The sequence below is a fragment of the Nonomuraea sp. NPDC051298 genome (assembly GCF_055586305.1).
Window position 1 is genome coordinate 84,667 of sequence record NZ_JBVJIM010000016.1, and the last position, 17,087, is coordinate 101,753.

The window sequence follows — 17,087 nt, forward strand, 5'->3', positions numbered from 1 at the left end:
GAGGCCACTTGCCGGAAGGACACCGTCATCGCCTGAGGAAAACAGCGCGAATCCGCTCATTCGAGCGCGAAAAAAGCCGGGCCGAGGCTGACCGCCAGTTCGCCGCATATGGGCTGCCACCCTGCGGCGAGACCGGCCATCAGCCGTCGGACCGGCCAAAGAAGCCACCTCTAAATTGCCGCGAAAGGGGTCTTCTGTGTACACACAAGGTACCAAGGGACTCAGCCGAATCAAGTCCTGGTTCCAGGAACTCATCGCCTCCGCCGACTACGAAATTTGCGTGGAGCCGGACGAGTTCGCCTACCGCGTGGGCTGGACGGTGACGAAGACGGGCTTCGGCTCCCGTCGCTACCGCGACCCGCGGTTCGACCAGCTCCGCACGCCACACAGGGTGAGCGAGGAGGTGTCCTGACGTGCCGAGGAACCCGCGCAACCAGATCTACCCGGCCAACGAGGACCTGCCCGCCGCCCGCGGTGGCGGGGCGCTGGTCAGGCTCTGGCGGGCGCGCACAGAAGTGCTCCTGCTCGCCGTGCCCGCCGGGTTCACGCTGGCCCTGCTGAGCGGTGCGCACGAGGGCCGGTGGCTCCCGTTCGTCCTGCTGACCAGCGCCGTATCGGTGCCCGCCGCCACCAGGGTCGGCCGCAACTGGATCGCCGCCCACTTCTGGTGCGTGGTCTCCCGGCACCGCCTGCAGCGGGTCTGCCTGGAGACCACCATGCACACCAGGTCAGGACGCATCCCGCTGATCTTATGGATCACGCCGACGGTCACCGGCGAGAAGGCGCTGATCCTGGTCAGGGCCGGCATCAGCGCCGAGGAGTTCGAGGCGTACGCGGAGGAGATCGCGGCCGCCTGCTGGGCCAGGAACGTGAACGTCTACCGGCACCGCCGCCGGGCCCAGTTCCTGATCGTGGAGATCGTCAGGCGCGACGAGACCGCCGGGGCGGCCTCCCCCGGCCTCGACCGCCTGTACGGCCGCCGCTCCTGGGTCCCGCTGAGACCCGACCTCGAGGAGCCGCCTGATCTTCGTCCGCAGGTGGCACTGCCCCAGATGGGCTGACGGCCCACCCACCGAGCCAGGGAATTCACGCCATTCCCTGGGGTGCAAGCCCCGGAGACCGCGGGGGCTCCGGGGCTTCCCCATGCCCACGGCCCGCGCCGAGACCCGCTTCCCTCGTAGCCCGGGAGCGGCGGCGGCACCGTTGAAACCCCAACTGGTAACGCAGTGTTCAACGGAGTTCCGGTCACGATTTCACCAACCGGGGTGATCACCGCACATTAGGGTGTCGCGCGTGACTATCGCGCCAGAAGAGGACCGCCTGAACGCCCAGATCGCCTTCGCCATCGAGATCGACAAGTTGAAGCGGATCATCCGCCGCAACCATCTCATCGACGGCTCACGGCGGGAGAACACCGCTGAGCACTCCTGGTACGTCGGCATGTTGGCGATGGTCCTCGGAGAGCATGCCCCACCCGGAACCGACCTCCAACGGGTGGTGGCCATGCTCTTGGTGCACGACCTGGTGGAGATCGACGCGGGTGACACGTTCATCTACGACCCGGTGGAGGTGGCGCGCCAGGCCGACGCCGAGCGGGCCGCCGCCGATCGCATCTTCGGCCTGCTGCCCGCGGAGCAGGGGGCGTGGCTGCGGGAGCTGTGGGACGAGTTCGAGGCCAGGCAGACGCCGGAGGCCCAGTTCGCCAAGGCGCTCGACCGCTTCGCGCCGATCCTGGCCAACCACCACACCGAGGGCGGCACGTGGCCGCTGTTCAAGGTGACGGCCGCACAGGTCAGGGAGAAGGTGCGGATCATCGAGGAGGGCTCGCCGTCGCTCGGCGCGTACGCTCTGGAGCTGGTGGACCTCTCCGTGGCCAGGGGCCATCTGTCCGAGTGATCCCCTCTAGGCCGGGGTAGGTGACTTGTCGTGAAAGAGACAGTACGAGCGAGACGTCGGCAATTGAGGGGATTTGGCGGGCCGGTCGCGATCGCCGACCGGCTCGAGAAGTCCAAGGCCATGGATCGGCCGATCAGAGGGCTGGCCAAGGTCGTGCGCCGGCGGTTGCCCCGGGGCAGGCTCCGCGACCTGCTGCACGGCGTCCCCCTGGGTGAGCCCATGCATCCGCCGCTGGCCACGGTCAGCCTGGGTTGCTGGTTGTCCACCGCCGTGCTGGACCTGGCCGACGCCGACCCGCGGGCCGCACGCCTCCTGCTGGCCACCGGCCTGGTCAACGCCCTGCCCACGGCGGCGGCCGGGCTGACCGACTGGTCCTCGCTGCACCGCGAGCAGCAGCGGGTGGGGTTCGTCCACATGCTGGCGAACACGACCGCGCTCGGCCTGTTCGCCGCCTCCCTGCTGGCGCGCGTACGCGGGCACGAGCGGCCCGGCCGGATGTTGTCGTTCGCGGGCCTGGCCGTCGGCGGGATGGGCGCGTACCTGGGCGGTCACCTGGCCTACCGGCAGGCGGCGGGGGCCAACCACGCGCCGCAGGTGACGCACCTGGTGCCGCTGGGCTGGCACGACCTGTGCGCGCTCAAGGACCTGCCCGAGGGCCGGCCGGTGTCGCGGCGGCTCGGCTACATCCAGCTCTTCGTGCTGCGCCAGGGCGACGGCGTGACCGTGCTGGCCGACCGGTGCCCCCACCTGGCGGGCCCGCTGCACCAGGGCAGGCTCGTCATGGAGGACGGCGAGGCGTGCGTGGTGTGCCCGTGGCACAGCAGCACGTTCCGGCTGGCCGACGGCTCGGTCAAGCACGGGCCCGCGACCGCTCCCGCGCCGGTGTTCGAGACGCGGATCAGGCGGGACGGCACGATCCAGGTGCGGCCGGGGTTGACCTGAAGTTCGATTGAGGTCCTACGGTCGACGCCATGGGAAGCATTCTCGTGACCGGCGCGACCGGCAACGTGGGCAGGCATGTGGTGTCCCAGCTCGCCGGGGCGGGGCTGGCGGTGCGGGCGTTCGCCAGGCGTCCTGAGCAGGTCCAGGCGGGGGTGGAGGCCGTACGAGGCGATCTGAACGTCCCCGAGACGCTGGAGCCCGCGCTGAGGGACGTGGAGAGCGTGTTCCTCCTGTGGCCGGGCTTCTCCGCGGGAAACGCCGGAGAGGTCGTCTCGGCGATCGCGGCACACGCGCGGCGGGTGGTGTACCTGTCGGCGGCGGTGGGCGAGGGCGACGGGGCGCCGTCGCACTACCAGGAGATCGAGCGGCTCATCCGGCGCTCCGGGCTCGGCTGGACGTTCCTGCGGCCCGGCGGGTTCGCGGCCAACACCCTGGGGTGGGCGGAGCAGGTCAGGCGGGGGGTGGTGCGGTGGCCGTACGGGGCGGCGTCGCGGGCGCTGATCCACGAGAGGGACCTCGCGGCGGTGGCCGTGCACGTCCTCACCTCGGCGGGGCACAACGGAGCCGCGTACGCGCTCACCGGCCCCGACGAGCTGACCCAGGCCGAGCAGGCGCGCGTGCTCGGCCAGGCCACGGGACGCGAGGTGCGCTGGGAGGAGCAGCCGCCGGAGGAGGCCCGCGAGCAGCTCATGGCGGCTTGGGGAGACCCGGCGTTCGTGGACGCCGCGCTGAGGACCTGGGAGAGCTTCGTGACGAGCCCGGAGCGGGCCACGGACACCGTGGAGCGCCTCCTCGGCCGCCCGGCGCTGACCTTCCGCCAATGGGCGCTCGACCACGCGGCCGACTTCCGCTGACTTCCGAAGGGGAGTCGCCGCGCCTCACCTCGGAGGGGCGGGCGGCGCCTCGTCGGCGGGGTGCTCGACCAGGGCGAGGATGCGGCTGGACATGAAGCGGGCCGTGCGCACCGGCGTGCCGCTGCGGGTGACCTCGCTCACCTCCACGAGCCCCCGGCGGGTGTCCACCTCTACCCGCCGGCCGGCGCGCGTGGCCGTGATCTCGTAGGTGCGGGGCGAGGCGCCGCCCGCGTCGATGACGATCTCCACCCGGTCACCTTTCATGCCAGGGTTATACCCATCACGACTTATCCGTACACCAGTGCGATAATCGCCGCGATGCCCACACACACGATGACGGCCCGCAGCACGGGCGCCGGGATCCGCCTGCCCAGCCTGGCCCCCGCGAACCCGCCGGCGATCGCCCCCAGGGCAACCCCCGCGACGGCCGCCCAGTCCACGTCCGCGACCAGCGCGAACAGCACCGCCGCCACCCCGTTGACGGTCAGCGCCAGCACGTTCTTGGCCGCGTTCACCCGTTGCAGGCCGTCGTCGAGGAAGATGCCGAGCAATCCGATCAGCAACACCCCCTGGGCGGCCCCGAAGTACCCGCCATAGACGCCAGAGGCCAGCACCCCCAGCCACAGGGCCACGCCCCCGTTCTGACGGGGCTCCTCGCGCAACGCCGTCATCCACCCGTTGAGCCTGGGCTGCGCCAGCACCAGGACGCAGGCCACCGCGATCAGCGCCACGACCACCACCTCGAACACGGCGGGGTCCAGGAACAGCAGCAGGATCCCACCGGCCAGCGCCCCGAGCGCGGAGGCGGCCCCCAGCCGGAGCAGGCGCTCACGCTGGCCCGCAAGCTCGACGCGGTAGCCGTACGCGGCGGTGAACGAGCCCGGTACGAGGCCGACCGTGTTGGAGACGTTGGCCGTGACGGGATCGACGCCGAGCGCCACCAGCGTGGGGAACGTGATCAGCGAGCCCGACCCCACCACCGCGTTGATGGCGCCCGCCACCAGCCCGGCGGCGCAGACCACGGCCAGTTCCCACCCCGTCACGAACCCCTCCCGATCGGACCGCCGCGCCGCTGTCGTGCCCGGTCAAGGCTTCGGCGGCAGTCCGTTCAGCAGGTTTCTCACCGGGTGTCCTGATCCTTGGGGGGTGTGAAGAGGCCGCCCAGGCTTTCCAGGACCTTGCCCATTTCGGATGGGACGATCCAGATCTTATTGGCGTCCCCTTTTGCGATCTCGGGCAGGGTCTGCAGGTACTGGTAGGCCAGAAGCTGCTGGTCCGGCCGCCCATCGTGGATGGCCTTGAACACCATGCCGATCGCGTCCGCCTGGCCCTTGGCCCGCATCGCCTGCGCCTCAGCGTCCGCCTGGGCACGCAGCACCGCCGCCTCCGCCTCGCCGCGCGCCCGCAGCACCGCCGCCTGCTTGTCTCCCTCGGCGGCCAGGATCGACGCCTGACGCTGCCCCTCGGCGGCCAGTACGGCGGCGCGCTTGTCGCGGTCGGCGCGCATCTGCTTCTCCATCGAGTCCTGGATGGACGCGGGCGGGTCGATGGCCTTCAGCTCGACCCGGTTGACCCGGATGCCCCACTTGCCGGTCGCCTCGTCCAGCACGCCGCGCAGCGCGGTGTTGATGTCCTCGCGGGAGGTCAGCGTGCGCTCCAGGTCCATGCCGCCGACCACGTTGCGCAGCGTGGTGACGGTGAGCTGCTCGACGCCGACGAGGAAGTTCGCGATCTCGTACGTGGCCGCCTTCGCGTTGGTGACCTGGAAGTAGATGACGGTGTCGATGGACACCACCAGGTTGTCGGAGGTGATCACCGGCTGCGGCGGGAACGACACCACCTGCTCGCGCAGGTCGATCAGGTCCTTGATGCGGTCGACGAAGGGCACCACCAGGTTCAGCCCGGGGGTCAGCGTGCGGTGGTAGCGGCCCAGGCGTTCGATGATGGCGGCCGTGGCCTGCGGGATGATGCGGATCGTCCGGGCCACCCCGAAGCCGACCGCCGCGACCACGACGAGGGCGACGATGAGCTGCTCGACGGACATGGCGACGCTCCGAAGCCGAGGGAACCGACTCCGTGGATCCTATTTGCTTTCACCTTTTGGCGTCTTTTAACGCCATAAATGGCGATCCAATGAGCGCGCGGGCCGATCAGTGGGCGCGCGCGTACCAGCGGCCCTGCGCGCCGCGTTCCAGCGAGAGCGGCACGCCGAACGTCTGGGAGAGGTTGTCGGAGGTCATGACGTGTTCGAGCGGCCCCTGGGCCACCGCGGAGCCGTGCCGCAGCAGCAGCCCGTGCGTGAACCCGCTGGGCACCTCCTCCACGTGGTGCGTGACCAGCACCAGCGTCGGCGAACGGTAGTCGCCGGCCAGCACCGACAACCGGCGCACGAGGTCTTCCCTGCCGCCCAGGTCGAGCCCGGCCGCCGGCTCGTCGAGCAGCAGCATCTCGGGGTCGGGCATCAGCGCGCGGGCGATCTGTACGCGTTTGCGCTCACCCTCCGACAGCGTGCCGAAGCGCCGCCTGATCAGGTGGGCCGCGCCCATCATGTCGATCAGTTCGACGGCCCTGGTCACGTCGTTGGAGTCGTACTCCTCCGTCCAGCGGCCCATGATCGCGTACGAGGCGGTCAGGACGAGGTCGATGACCTTCTCGTCCGGCGGGATGCGCTCGGCCAGCGCGGCGCTCGCCAGCCCGATCCTGGGGCGCAGGTCGAACACGTCGGCCTGCCCCAGCCGCTCACCCAGCACCTCGACCAGACCCTCGCTCGGGTACAGCAACGTGGCCGCGACCTGCAGCAACGTGGTCTTGCCCGCACCGTTGGGACCGATGACGACCCACCGCTCGTCCTCGTTGACCGTCCAGTCGATGCCGCGCAGCAGGGCCGCTCCGTCGCGCCTGACGGCGACGTCCTGGAGCCGCAGCACCTGACCACCCATCCCCGATACCTCCTTAGGAGTCACCCTGGGGACAAACCTATTGCAGGGCGAGCGCTTATCGTGGATCGGTGCGCCCTGAATCGCCTGTCTGTCCGTCCCTGGTCGCCTGGGGCAACGCGTGGCTGTCCGGCCACGTGGGGCTCGACGAGGCGGCTGACCACGTGGAAGCCATCGGCGGACCCGCCGTCGCGGGTGAGGTCCCCTTGCGTAAATACCTCGCAAACCTCCGCTCCGACGGTCTGCGCGAGCTGCGGCTCGCCCTGCCCGCGCCCGGAGACCCGCTGGGGTTGTCGGGGCCGCCGTCGTTCAACTCGGCCGCGGTCGACGCCGGTCAGGCCGCGATCGCCGTGCTCGCCGAGCGCAACCTCGGGCTGGTGCCGCAGCCGGACCGGCGCGGGTCGTCCTATGTCGGGGTACGCCTGGAGGTGCACGACTCCGGGCCCGTACGCCATGACCTGCCGTCGTTGTCCGAGGCAGAACGCGAGCTGTCCGACGCGATGCGTTCGGCCACCGAGACCCTGGCGTCCGTCGATGGCCCCGCGCAGACCCGCCCGGAACGGCTGGAGCGCGGCGGGGAGCTGGCGCCCGGCTACCCCGGTCGCGCCCACCGGGTCTCCGCGCTGGCCACGCGGCTGGCGGCCGTCCTGCGCCTGGCCGACGAGCGCGGCCTCACCTCGGGCCAGGCCGCCGCCCGCGGCGCCGCGCTGCGCGAGCTGGACCGCGCGGTACGCCGCGCGCTCGTGGCGGCCCACCACGCCATCTTCGAACCGGTCAGGAACTCCTAGCGGGCAGCCTCACAGGCCCGCGGCGGCCGCGTCCAACAAGAAGAAGGACACTTGAGCGCGGCCGGAGGAGGTCAGCCCAGGCCGTGGCGTACGGCGTACAGCGCGGCCTGGGTGCGGTCCTGCACGCCCAGCTTCATCAGCACGTTGGAGACGTGGGTCTTGACCGTCTTCTCCGCGACGGCCAGGCTCCTCGCGATCTCCCTGTTCGACCGGCCCGACGCGATCAGCGCGAGCACCTCCCGCTCCCGCTCGGTCAGCGGCACCGGGGCGGGGGCGGGACCGCCCGCCGAGGTGGCCATCATCGCCTCCGCCGCCTCGGGGGCCAGCAGCACCTGCCCGCCGTGCACGGCGCGTACGGCCTGGACGAGCGCGGGCGGATCGACGTCCTTGTAGAGGAACCCGGCGGCCCCGGCCCGCATCGCGGGAGCCACGTCGGACGGGTCGCTCACCGAGGTCAGCACCACCACCTTGGCCGCCGAGCCGGACAACCGCTCCAGCGCGCCGAGCCCGTCGAGCACCGGCATCTTCAGGTCGAGCAGCAGCACGTCGGGCTCCAGCTCCGCGACCAGCTCCACGGCCTGCGCCCCGTCGCCCGCCTCGCCGACGACGGTGATGTCGTCCTGCAGGTCGAGGAACGTCCGCAGCCCCTGCCGCACCACCGGATGATCGTCGGCGATCAGCACCCGGATCACACGCCCACCTCCACGCGCACGGTGGTCCCGCCGCCGCGCACGGACTCCACGCTCATGACACCCCCGACGGACTCCACCCTGTCACGCATCGACACCAGCCCGAGCCCGCGCGAGTCGGCCTGCTCGAACCCGCTGCCGTCGTCGCGCACGGTCAGCTCCAGCGTGCCCGTCTCGTAGGCCAGACGCACCGAGACGGCGACCGCGCCCGAGTGCCGCAACGCGTTGTGCAGCGCCTCCTGAGCCACCCGCAGCACGGCCACCTCCACCGCCGAGTCGAGCGGCGGCAGCTCGCCGCACTCGAACGCCACCAGGGCCGGATGCAGCCGGTCGAGCATGCGTACGTGCTTGCGCAGCGTCTCGGCCAGCCCGTGGCGGTCGAGCTCGGCCGGGCGCAGCTCGACGATCACCGCCCGCAGCTCCGCCAGGGCCTCCCCGGCCAGCCGCTGGACGCGTTCGAGCTCCGCGACGGCCCTGTCGGGGACCTGGTCGGGGGCCTGGTCCAGCATGGTGGCCGCGGCCTGCGCGGAGAGCCTGAGCGAGAACAGCTTCTGGGTGACCGCGTCGTGCAGCTCTCTGGCCACCCTGTTGCGCTCCTCCAGCATGGCCAGCTCGCGCCCGCGCTCGTACAGCCTGGCGTTGGTCAGCGCGATGGCGGCGTGCGCGGCGAACAGCGTGAGCAGCTCCTGGTCGGCCTGCGTGAAGCCGCCGCCGGCGCGCTTGTTGGCCAGGAAGATGATGCCCAGCACCCGTTCGCCGTCGCGGATCGGCACGCCGAGGAAGTCGCGCATCACCGGGTGCGCCTTCGGCCACCACTCGAACCTGGGGTCGTCGCGCAGGTCGGGCAGCCGGACCGGGGTGCCGTCGCGGAGCATCGCGCCGAGCATGCCGTGCTGCCTGGGCAGCGGCCCGATCGCGTCCCACTGCTTGTCGGTCAGGCCCTCGGCGACGAACTCGGCGAACGAGCCGTCGTCGTCGGGCACCCCGAGCGCCGCGTAGCGGGCGTCGAGCAGCCGCTGCGCCGAGCGCACGATGACCTGCAGCACCTCGCGCACGGACAGGTGGCGGGTGACCGCGAGCACCGCGGAGCTCACCGCCTGCAGGATCTCGTCTCGGTCGGAGGCCACGGGCCCACTCTAAGGTCCTAGGACGATGTGCCCAGGCCGAAGGGGCCCGCAGCCCGATGTCCGCGACGCGCCGTGTTCCTACCGTCGGTGACATGACGAACACCGCACTCATCACCGGCGCGTCCCGCGGACTCGGCCTGGCCCTGGCCAGGGCGCTGGCGGCCGACGGCTGGGACCTCGTGCTCACCGCGCGCGGCGCGGCCGGCCTGGAGCGGGCCGCCGCCGAGCTGGGCGCCACCGCGATCCCCGGCGACGTGACCGACCCGGAGCACGTACGGCGGCTCGCCGAGGCCGTACCCGAGCTGGACCTGCTGGTCAACAACGCGAGCGATCTGGGCGTCACGCCGCTGCCGCCGCTGGCGGGCTACCCGCTGGAGGCGTTCAGGGTGGTGCTGGAGACGAACGTGACCGCTCCGCTCGCCCTCATCCAGGCCACGCTGCCCGCACTCCGCGCGGCCGGGGGCGCGATCGTGAACATCACCTCCGACGCCGCCACGGGCGCGTACGAGGGCTGGGGCGGCTACGGCGCCACCAAGGCCGCGCTCGAACAGCTCTCCAACGTGCTGTCCGCCGAGGAACCGGCCCTGCGCGTCTGGTGGGTGGATCCGGGCGAGATGAACACCCGCATGCTCGCCGACGCCGTGGGCTCCGAGGAGGCCGCCGCCGCCACGGACCCGGCCAAGGTGGCGGCCGCGCTGTACGACCTCGTCAGCTCCCGCCCGGCCGGCGGCAAAGTGAGCCTGCAATGACCGCCGCGCTGGACTTCTCGCTGCCGCCCGGCCTGGCCGCCCACGAGCCGCCCGAGGCGAGGGGCATGGCGAGGGACGCGGTACGGCTGATGGTCTCGCGCGGCGACCTGGAGCCGAGCCATCATCACTTCCGCGACCTTCCCGGGCTGCTGGACCCGGGCGACCTGATCGTGGTGAACAACTCGGCGACGCTGCCCGCGGCCGTCCGGCTGGACCGGCTGGCCGTGCACTTCTCGACCGCCGAGCAGGACGGCACGTGGCTGGTGGAGCTGCGCCGCCGTACCGCGAAGGCGTCCGAGCCGTACGGCGGGGGCGAGCCGGGCGAGTGGCTGCCGATGCCGGGACGGGCCACGTTGCGGCTGATCGAACGGGTGACACCACGGCTGTGGCGGGCCGCGCTCGACTGGGACGTGCAGGCGTACCTGCGGGTGCACGGGCTGCCGATCCGCTACTCGTACGTGACGCGGGACTGGCCGATCGAGGCGTACCAGACGGTGTTCGCGACCGTGCCGGGCAGCGCGGAGATGCCGAGCGCGGCGCGGCCGTTCACTCCGGAGCTGGTCACGGCGCTGGTGTCGCGCGGGGTCGGGATCGCACCGATCACCCTGCACACGGGGGTGGCCTCGCCGGAGAAGGACGAGCCGCCCTACGCCGAGCGCTACGAGGTGCCCGCGGCCACCGCGCGGCTGGTGAACCTGGCCAGGCGGAACGGGAGCCGGGTGGTGGCTGCGGGCACGACGGTCGTACGGGCCCTGGAGACGGCCACGCACGCCGACGGGCTCGTCTCGGCGTCGGAGGGCTGGACCGAGCGCGTCGTGACCCCGGAGAGCGGCGTACGGGCCGTCACCGGGTTGATCACGGGCCTGCACGAGCCCAGGTCCAGCCACCTGCTCATGCTGACCGCGATCGCGGGCGAGCGGGCGCTGGCCCGCGCGTACGAGGCGGCGCTGCGGGAGGGATATCTGTGGCACGAGTTCGGCGATACACACTTGATACTCAAGTAATCGGCTTTACATAGATTTTACATTCGTGATAGGAAAAGCCGACATTTGCGGGGGCTTAGTCACTAGGGCTCAGTCGTCGCGACCCCGTTTTCCTTCCTCACCGGAGACGTTGAATGCGTAACTCTTCGACCAAGGTCGCCGCGCTCGCCTTAGCGGCGGGCGCCCTGCTCGTACCGGCCGTTCCCGCCTCGGCCACGACCGTCGCGACCGGCTCGACCGCGGCCGTCCTGGACGAGCCGTTCTCGGTCTTCGATGTTCAGGTGAAGGCGCCCAAGACGGTCAAGCCCCGGGGCGAGATCACGTACAAGATCGTCGCCACCAACAAGGGCCCGCACTACGCGGACGCGTGGTTCGTCGGCGGCGCGCTCCCCAAGGGCGCCGACCTGAGGCGGGTCGAGTACACCACGAGCGTCAAGGGCACCGAGTGCGGCCTGGAAGGCCGCGCGCTCTACTGCCTGCTGCCGCAGATCCTCGAGAAGGGGGACTCGGTGACCATGACCTTCCACGTCAAGCTCACGAAGGCGGCCAAGGGCACGCAGCAGGCCACGCTCGGCGTCATCTCGTATGACGTGCAGACGGGCATGGACAACATGAGCAGGGAAGAGCTGGAGCGGCTCGGCATCCCCGAGCACGGCTACGCCAAGACGGTCAAGACCAAGATCGTTCGTTAGTCCGGACACGCTGCGCCCGTACCCGAATGCCCAACCTGCTGCGCGAGCATCGGACCGGGCGCAGTACCGTGGCTGGATGTGGACCAGCGCACCCTCCTGATCACACTGACCGGCCCTGACCGTCCGGGCGTCACGTCGCGGCTTTTCTCCGTTTTGTCGAGATTTCCGGTGACGGTGGCGGATATCGAACAGGTCGTCATCCGAGGCCGGCTCACACTCGGCGTGCTCGTCGCGTACGCGGGCGGGCCCTCGACCGGCACCGGCACCACTCTCGGCGCCATGTGGACCGCCGTCGAGCGGATCGCCGAGGACCTCGGCATGGAGGTCGAGCTCTCCACCGGGTCGCAGGCCAAGGAGCAGCGCCGCCGCGGCCGTCTGTCGGTCAGCGTGCTCGGCGCCACGCTCCAGCCGGCCGCCATCGCGGGCATCGCCGGCCGCATCGCCGCCGCCGGCGCGAACATCGACCGCATCGAACGCCTCGCCCAGTGGCCCGTCACCTGCATCGAACTGTCGGTGTCCGGCGCCGACCCCGACGCGCTGCGCGTCGAGCTGGCCGCGGAGGCCGCCGAACAAGAGGTCGACGTCGCCGTCCAGCGCACCGGCCTGTCGCGCCGGGCCAAGCGGCTGATCGTCATGGACGTCGACTCGACCCTCATCCAGGGCGAGGTCATCGAGCTGCTGGCGGCCCACGCCGGCTGCCTGGAAGAGGTCGCCCGGGTCACCGAGGAGGCCATGCGCGGCGAACTCGACTTCGCCGAGTCGCTCAAGCGCCGGGTGGCGCTGCTCGAAGGGCTGTCGGCCGACGTGTTCGAGCAGGTGCGCAAGCAGGTCGTGCTCACGCCCGGCGCCCGTACGCTGGTGCGCACGCTCAAGCGGCTCGACTACCGCTTCGCCATCGTCAGCGGCGGGTTCACCCAGATCACCGACGGGCTGGTCGACGAGCTGGGCATCGACTACTCCGCCGCCAACGTCCTCGAGGTCATCGACGGCCGGCTGACCGGGCGCGTCACGGGCGAGATCATCGACCGGCCGGGCAAGGCGCGGGCGCTGGAGCGGTTCGCCCGCGAGGCCCGCCTGCCGATCTCCCAGACGGTGGCCATCGGCGACGGGGCCAACGACCTCGACATGATCGCCGCCGCCGGGCTCGGCATCGCGTTCAACGCCAAGCCCGTCGTCCGGCAGGCGGCCGACACCGCGGTCAACACGCCGTACCTCGACGCGATCCTGTACCTGCTGGGCATCTCGCGCGACGAGGTGGAGGCGGCGGACGCCGAGGACGGCGCGCTGACCGCCTCCTAGTCCTCCTGGGGGCCCTCCTGGGGGCCCTCCTTGGGGTCCCAGCGGGAGAGGAGGCGGCCCTCGTCCGGCTGCAGGTCCGCCCACGCCGACTCCACGCCGATCACCGCGAACGCCCCCGGCCGGAAGCCGTAGTCGCCACCGGCCAGCCCCAGGGCCAGCTCGTGCACGCCCGGGTTGTGCCCGCACAACACGATCGTGCCCAGGTCGGGGTCGGCGCGGCGGACCAGCTCCAGCAGCTCCTCCGGGTACGCCTCGTAGATGTCGCGCTCGTAGCTGATGTCCAGGTCGGGGAAGGCCAGCTCGGCGGTGCGTTTCGTCCTGAGGGCTGGCGAGCAGAGCACCGCGTCGGGGCCGAGCCCCGCCGCCCTGATCTCGTCTCCGGCCCGCCTGGCGTCCCGCTCGCCCCGATCCGTCAGGGGCCGCTCGCGGTCGGCCAGCCCGGGAATGTGGGCGGCCTTCGCATGACGCAGCACGATCAAGGTACGCACGATCATCCCGTCCTCGACGCCCAGACGGACAGGCCGACTATCACGGCCAGGACGGCGATCATGGCCAGGAGGATCAGGCCCAGGGTCTTTCCGCCGCTGGGCCGCTTGTCATCGTTCACGCGCCCAGTTTCCCACCGGGGCACCCAGGTACGCCGCCCGCCCTCCGCGTCCGCCGGGCCCTCCGTGCACGCTGGGACCGGTGGGCGCGCCGGGACCGGTGGGCGGCCGCATGCAGAAGCGCCCGTCCCCCCTTCGGTCCTTTCGCGGGACCGGGGAACGGGCGCCTCGTCAGCGGGCCACGACCCGCACCGCTCAGCGGGCTACGACGCCACGGGCTCGTGCGCGCGGTTGTTGTCGCTGGCCGGTTCGTTGCTCACCGACCGCCGCTTGGACACCACGATGGCGCCGACCACCACGGCCACCGCCACCACCGTGATGCCGATGCGCAGGGCCGGGTTGCCCGCGTACAGCACCACGGCGGGCGCCACCAGCAGCGCCACCAGGTTCATCACCTTGATCAGCGGGTTGATGGCCGGGCCTGCCGTGTCCTTGAACGGGTCGCCGACCGTGTCGCCGATGACCGTGGCCGCGTGCGCATCGGAGCCCTTGCCGCCGTGGTGACCGTCCTCGACGAGCTTCTTGGCGTTGTCCCAGGCGCCGCCGGAGTTGGCCAGGAAGACGGCCATCAGGGTGCCGCAGGCGATGGCCCCGGCCAGGAACGCGCCCAGCGGCGCGTACCCGAGCGCGAATCCGACCGCGATCGGCGTCATGACCGCCAGCAGGCCGGGCGTGGCCAGCTCACGCAGCGAGTCGCGGGTGCAGATGTCCACCACGCGGCCGTAGTCGGGGGTCTCGGAGCCGTCCATGATGCCGGGCTTGGTGCGGAACTGGTTGCGTACCTCGAAGACCACGCGCATCGCGGCCCGGCCGACCGCCATGATCGCCAGCCCCGAGAACAGGAACACGACCGCGGCCCCGATGATCAGGCCGACCAGGACGTTCGGCTGGTCGATGCCCAGGCTGAAGGTGGAGAAGGACCCCAACGCCTCCTTGATCGCCTGGTCGCCCGTGGCCAGAGCCCTGGCCAGCTCGGTCTCCACGGCTGTTCGGAAGGCGCCGAACAGCGCGGTGGCCGCCAGCACGGCCGTGGCGATGGCGATGCCCTTGGTGATGGCCTTCGTGGTGTTGCCGACGGCGTCCAGGCTGGTCAGCACCCGGGCGCCCTCGCCCTCGACGTCGCCGGACATCTCGGCGATGCCCTGGGCGTTGTCGGAGACGGGGCCGAAGGTGTCCATCGAGACGATGACGCCGACCGTGGTCAGCAGGCCGGTACCCGCCAGGGCCACCGCGAACAGCGCGATCGTCACGTTCCCGAACCCGAGCAGGAACGCGCCGTAGACCGCGCCGCCGATGATCAGGGCGGTGTAGACGGCAGACTCGAGGCCGACGCTGATGCCCGCCAGGATGACGGTCGCCGGGCCGGTGGCCGAGCTCTCGCCGATCTCGCGTACGGGGCGGCGGGTGGTCTCGGTGAAGTAGCCGGTGAGGAGCTGGATCGCGCTGGCCAGCACCAGGCCGATCAGCACCGCGCCGATGGCGATGAGCCGCGGGTCGGCGTCCGACTGCACGCCGGAGCCGGTCAGCCCGGAGAAGCTGCTGGGCAGGTACCAGTACGCGGCCGCCGCCACCAGCACCGCCGAGATCCCGGCGGAGATGAAGAAGCTGCGGTTGATCGCCGCCATGCCGTTGCGGTCGCGGCTGCGCATACCGGTGACGAAGATGCCGATGATCGCGGTGATCACACCGATCATCGGGACGATCAGGGGGAAGATCAGCCCCTGCTCGCCGAAGGCCACCTTGCCCAGGATGAGGCTGGCGACCAGCATGACCGCGTACGACTCGAACAGGTCGGCCGCCATACCGGCGCAGTCACCGACGTTGTCGCCCACGTTGTCGGCGATGGTGGCGGCGTTGCGCGGGTCGTCCTCGGGGATGCCCTGCTCGACCTTGCCGACCAGGTCGGCTCCCACGTCGGCGGCCTTGGTGAAGATGCCGCCGCCGACTCGCATGAACATCGCCAGCAGCGCCGCCCCGAAGCCGAACCCTTCGAGCACCCCGGGCGCGTTGCCCTGGTACAGGAGCACGACCACGGCCGCGCCGAGCAGGCCGAGGCCCACGGTGAACATCCCGGCCACACCGCCGGTGCGGAACGCGATGCGCATCGCCCGCTTCTCGCCGGACTCGTTGGCGGCGGCGGCGACGCGTACGTTCCCGCGCACGGCCAGCCACATGCCCATGAACCCGGTCAGCGCGGAGAAGACCGCCCCGACGACGAAGAAGATCGAACGCCCTATGCGGACATCGGTTTCTCCAGGTAGCAGGAGCAGCAGAAAGGGAATCACGACGACGAAGATCGCCAACGTGCGGAACTGGCGCGTCAGATAGGCCGCGGCGCCTTCTTGCACGGCGCGCGCGATGTTCTGCATTCGTTCGGTGCCCTGGCCGGCGGACAGCACTTCGCGCACCAGGCCGCCGGCGACGGCTAGTGCGATCAGTGCGACCGCGGCGACCACGATCACGATGGTGAGATTGTTTCCGCTCAGAACCAGATTGGACGCTGGCTCCGCTGCCAGCAAGTGCCTGCTCATCGTTCTCCTCGGCAAGACCGGTCGTCCTGCCCGGGCGGTGCTGCAGTTTTCCTCGGCGGGTGTTGCGGCACCATCCGGGTTGTGGGTGCCGCTTCCGGTTGAATCCGCGTTCCGCCGGATCACCTTGGCCGGTGCGGGGAGTCTACGCAGGCAGTCAGCGGATATGAAGGCTCTTGCGGTCGTAAATTGTTCGAGTGTCTGGTAACCCCCTGCCAGTGGCCCGATTTGGGGTCTGACAAGAGAAATTTTCCTCGGTTTACGGTCGCGGCAAGGACAGTATACGGTCGGCCCGAAATCTGACCGCCAAGATGACACGCCGGACCAACCCCCGGAACCCCCTGACCGGCGCGCGGAACCCCCCGACCGACGCCCGGAGAGTCCCTGACCGACGCCCGCCAGGGCCCACCGGCCGACGCCCCCAGGTCCGTCCGCCGACGCCCAGAGGTGCCGCAGACCCGACACCGAGCAGACCATCGGCCGACGTCAGGCGGCCCGCAGGGCCCGGCTCCGAACCAACCGCACCGCCCACCCCGGACAAGCCTTACGCCCCACCCCGGACAGCCACGCGCCCCCACACAGACCGCCGAGCACCCCTCCTGCCGCGCCCTGCCGCAACAGCAGACCGAATCAGCTCCACCCACTCCACCCACTTCACCCACTTCACCCACTTCACCCACTTCACCCCACGAACCCACACCCCCACGCCTGACCCCAAGCCACCACTCGCACCCACAGACCCTCGCCGAGAAGGCCCGCCGAACTCCCCCACCTCCGGACACCCTGCCCCACCAGCCCGAACACCGCCGAAGCCAGACAGCTCAAACCCAGAAGCTCCTGTGACCGAGCGGTGCCGTATAACGACGCTATACATCGACACAACGAATCTTGACCATAACTTTACTGATCGATTAATGTCTGGTGAGTTGACAGGCCGAGTCAACCGCTCAAGCTCAGCGGAGCCGTTCGCGGACGCCTCCTCCCGGCGCCTCTGCGGAC

The 17,087-nt window shown here is 70.9% G+C and carries 18 protein-coding genes; 10 read left to right on the forward strand and 8 right to left on the reverse strand.

Going from position 1 to position 17,087, the window contains the following annotated elements:
- Positions 1–196 precede the first annotated feature (196 nt).
- From ACZ6S0_RS36340 to ACZ6S0_RS36360, 5 genes are all read left to right on the forward strand, one after another.
- Entirely contained in the window at positions 197–412 is a 216-nt protein-coding gene (locus ACZ6S0_RS36340) for a hypothetical protein (protein WP_465923852.1), read from the forward strand.
- A gap of 1 nt (position 413) precedes the next feature.
- Entirely contained in the window at positions 414–1,061 is a 648-nt protein-coding gene (locus tag ACZ6S0_RS36345) for a hypothetical protein (RefSeq protein ID WP_465923853.1), read from the forward strand.
- Between the two features lie 223 nt (positions 1,062–1,284).
- Positions 1,285–1,896: an HD domain-containing protein gene (locus tag ACZ6S0_RS36350; protein WP_344876765.1), complete on the forward strand. Its 612-nt coding sequence runs from the start codon at positions 1,285–1,287 to the stop codon at positions 1,894–1,896.
- Between the two features lie 63 nt (positions 1,897–1,959).
- Entirely contained in the window at positions 1,960–2,838 is an 879-nt protein-coding gene (locus tag ACZ6S0_RS36355; protein WP_465923854.1) for a Rieske 2Fe-2S domain-containing protein, read from the forward strand.
- Between the two features lie 29 nt (positions 2,839–2,867).
- Positions 2,868–3,692: an NAD(P)H-binding protein gene (locus ACZ6S0_RS36360; protein WP_465923855.1), complete on the forward strand. Its 825-nt coding sequence runs from the start codon at positions 2,868–2,870 to the stop codon at positions 3,690–3,692.
- Between the two features lie 24 nt (positions 3,693–3,716).
- Here ACZ6S0_RS36360 and ACZ6S0_RS36365 read toward each other — a convergent pair whose 3' ends face one another.
- From ACZ6S0_RS36365 to ACZ6S0_RS36380, 4 genes are all read right to left on the reverse strand, one after another.
- Entirely contained in the window at positions 3,717–3,956 is a 240-nt protein-coding gene (locus ACZ6S0_RS36365; protein WP_465923856.1) for a hypothetical protein, read from the reverse strand.
- Positions 3,957–3,979: 23 nt separating this feature from the next.
- Complete coding sequence (locus ACZ6S0_RS36370) at positions 3,980–4,735, reverse strand: sulfite exporter TauE/SafE family protein (protein ID WP_465923857.1); 756 nt, start codon at positions 4,733–4,735, stop codon at positions 3,980–3,982.
- Between the two features lie 77 nt (positions 4,736–4,812).
- Positions 4,813–5,736: an SPFH domain-containing protein gene (locus tag ACZ6S0_RS36375; protein ID WP_465923858.1), complete on the reverse strand. Its 924-nt coding sequence runs from the start codon at positions 5,734–5,736 to the stop codon at positions 4,813–4,815.
- A 106-nt stretch (positions 5,737–5,842) separates the two neighbouring features.
- Positions 5,843–6,631 (reverse strand): ABC transporter ATP-binding protein, encoded by a 789-nt coding sequence (locus tag ACZ6S0_RS36380; RefSeq protein WP_465923859.1) that lies wholly within the window; start codon positions 6,629–6,631, stop codon positions 5,843–5,845.
- Positions 6,632–6,699: 68 nt separating this feature from the next.
- On the opposite strand from ACZ6S0_RS36380, the gene ACZ6S0_RS36385 reads away from it, so the two are divergent.
- The gene (locus ACZ6S0_RS36385) at positions 6,700–7,416 is read left to right on the forward strand and encodes a hypothetical protein (RefSeq protein WP_465923860.1); all 717 of its coding nucleotides are present in this window, start codon (positions 6,700–6,702) and stop codon (positions 7,414–7,416) included.
- 71 nt (positions 7,417–7,487) lie between these two features.
- Here the strand turns inward: ACZ6S0_RS36385 and ACZ6S0_RS36390 are convergent, their stop codons facing one another.
- Together ACZ6S0_RS36390 and ACZ6S0_RS36395 are read right to left on the reverse strand one after the other, a co-directional pair.
- A complete protein-coding gene (locus tag ACZ6S0_RS36390; RefSeq protein ID WP_465923861.1) occupies positions 7,488–8,108 on the reverse strand; it encodes a response regulator in 621 nt (206 codons plus the stop codon).
- The gene (locus tag ACZ6S0_RS36395) at positions 8,105–9,232 is read right to left on the reverse strand and encodes a GAF domain-containing sensor histidine kinase (protein WP_465923862.1); all 1,128 of its coding nucleotides are present in this window, start codon (positions 9,230–9,232) and stop codon (positions 8,105–8,107) included. Before ACZ6S0_RS36395 ends, ACZ6S0_RS36390 begins: the two co-directional genes overlap by 4 nt.
- 92 nt (positions 9,233–9,324) lie before the next feature.
- Here ACZ6S0_RS36395 and ACZ6S0_RS36400 point away from each other — a divergent pair, with 92 nt between their 5' ends.
- The 4 genes from ACZ6S0_RS36400 to serB all read left to right on the forward strand — a co-directional run bounded on the left by ACZ6S0_RS36400 (position 9,325) and on the right by serB (position 12,955).
- Positions 9,325–9,981 (forward strand): SDR family NAD(P)-dependent oxidoreductase, encoded by a 657-nt coding sequence (locus tag ACZ6S0_RS36400; RefSeq protein WP_465923863.1) that lies wholly within the window; start codon positions 9,325–9,327, stop codon positions 9,979–9,981.
- The gene (locus ACZ6S0_RS36405; protein ID WP_465923864.1) at positions 9,978–10,985 is read left to right on the forward strand and encodes an S-adenosylmethionine:tRNA ribosyltransferase-isomerase; all 1,008 of its coding nucleotides are present in this window, start codon (positions 9,978–9,980) and stop codon (positions 10,983–10,985) included. The genes ACZ6S0_RS36400 and ACZ6S0_RS36405 overlap by 4 nt, the downstream gene beginning before the upstream one ends.
- A gap of 113 nt (positions 10,986–11,098) precedes the next feature.
- Positions 11,099–11,656, forward strand: a complete 558-nt coding sequence (locus ACZ6S0_RS36410; protein ID WP_465923865.1) for a hypothetical protein — start codon at positions 11,099–11,101, stop codon at positions 11,654–11,656.
- 78 nt (positions 11,657–11,734) lie between these two features.
- Positions 11,735–12,955 carry a phosphoserine phosphatase SerB gene (gene serB / locus ACZ6S0_RS36415; RefSeq protein ID WP_465923866.1) on the forward strand — a complete coding sequence of 407 codons (1,221 nt, stop codon included), beginning with the start codon at positions 11,735–11,737 and terminating at the stop codon, positions 12,953–12,955.
- On the opposite strand, the gene ACZ6S0_RS36420 is transcribed toward serB, so the two are convergent.
- Positions 12,952–13,449: a SixA phosphatase family protein gene (locus ACZ6S0_RS36420; protein ID WP_465923867.1), complete on the reverse strand. Its 498-nt coding sequence runs from the start codon at positions 13,447–13,449 to the stop codon at positions 12,952–12,954. The genes serB and ACZ6S0_RS36420 overlap by 4 nt on opposite strands.
- Before the next feature lie 314 nt (positions 13,450–13,763).
- Positions 13,764–16,091: a sodium-translocating pyrophosphatase gene (locus ACZ6S0_RS36425; protein ID WP_465923868.1), complete on the reverse strand. Its 2,328-nt coding sequence runs from the start codon at positions 16,089–16,091 to the stop codon at positions 13,764–13,766.
- Between the last annotated feature and the right edge of the window lie 996 nt (positions 16,092–17,087).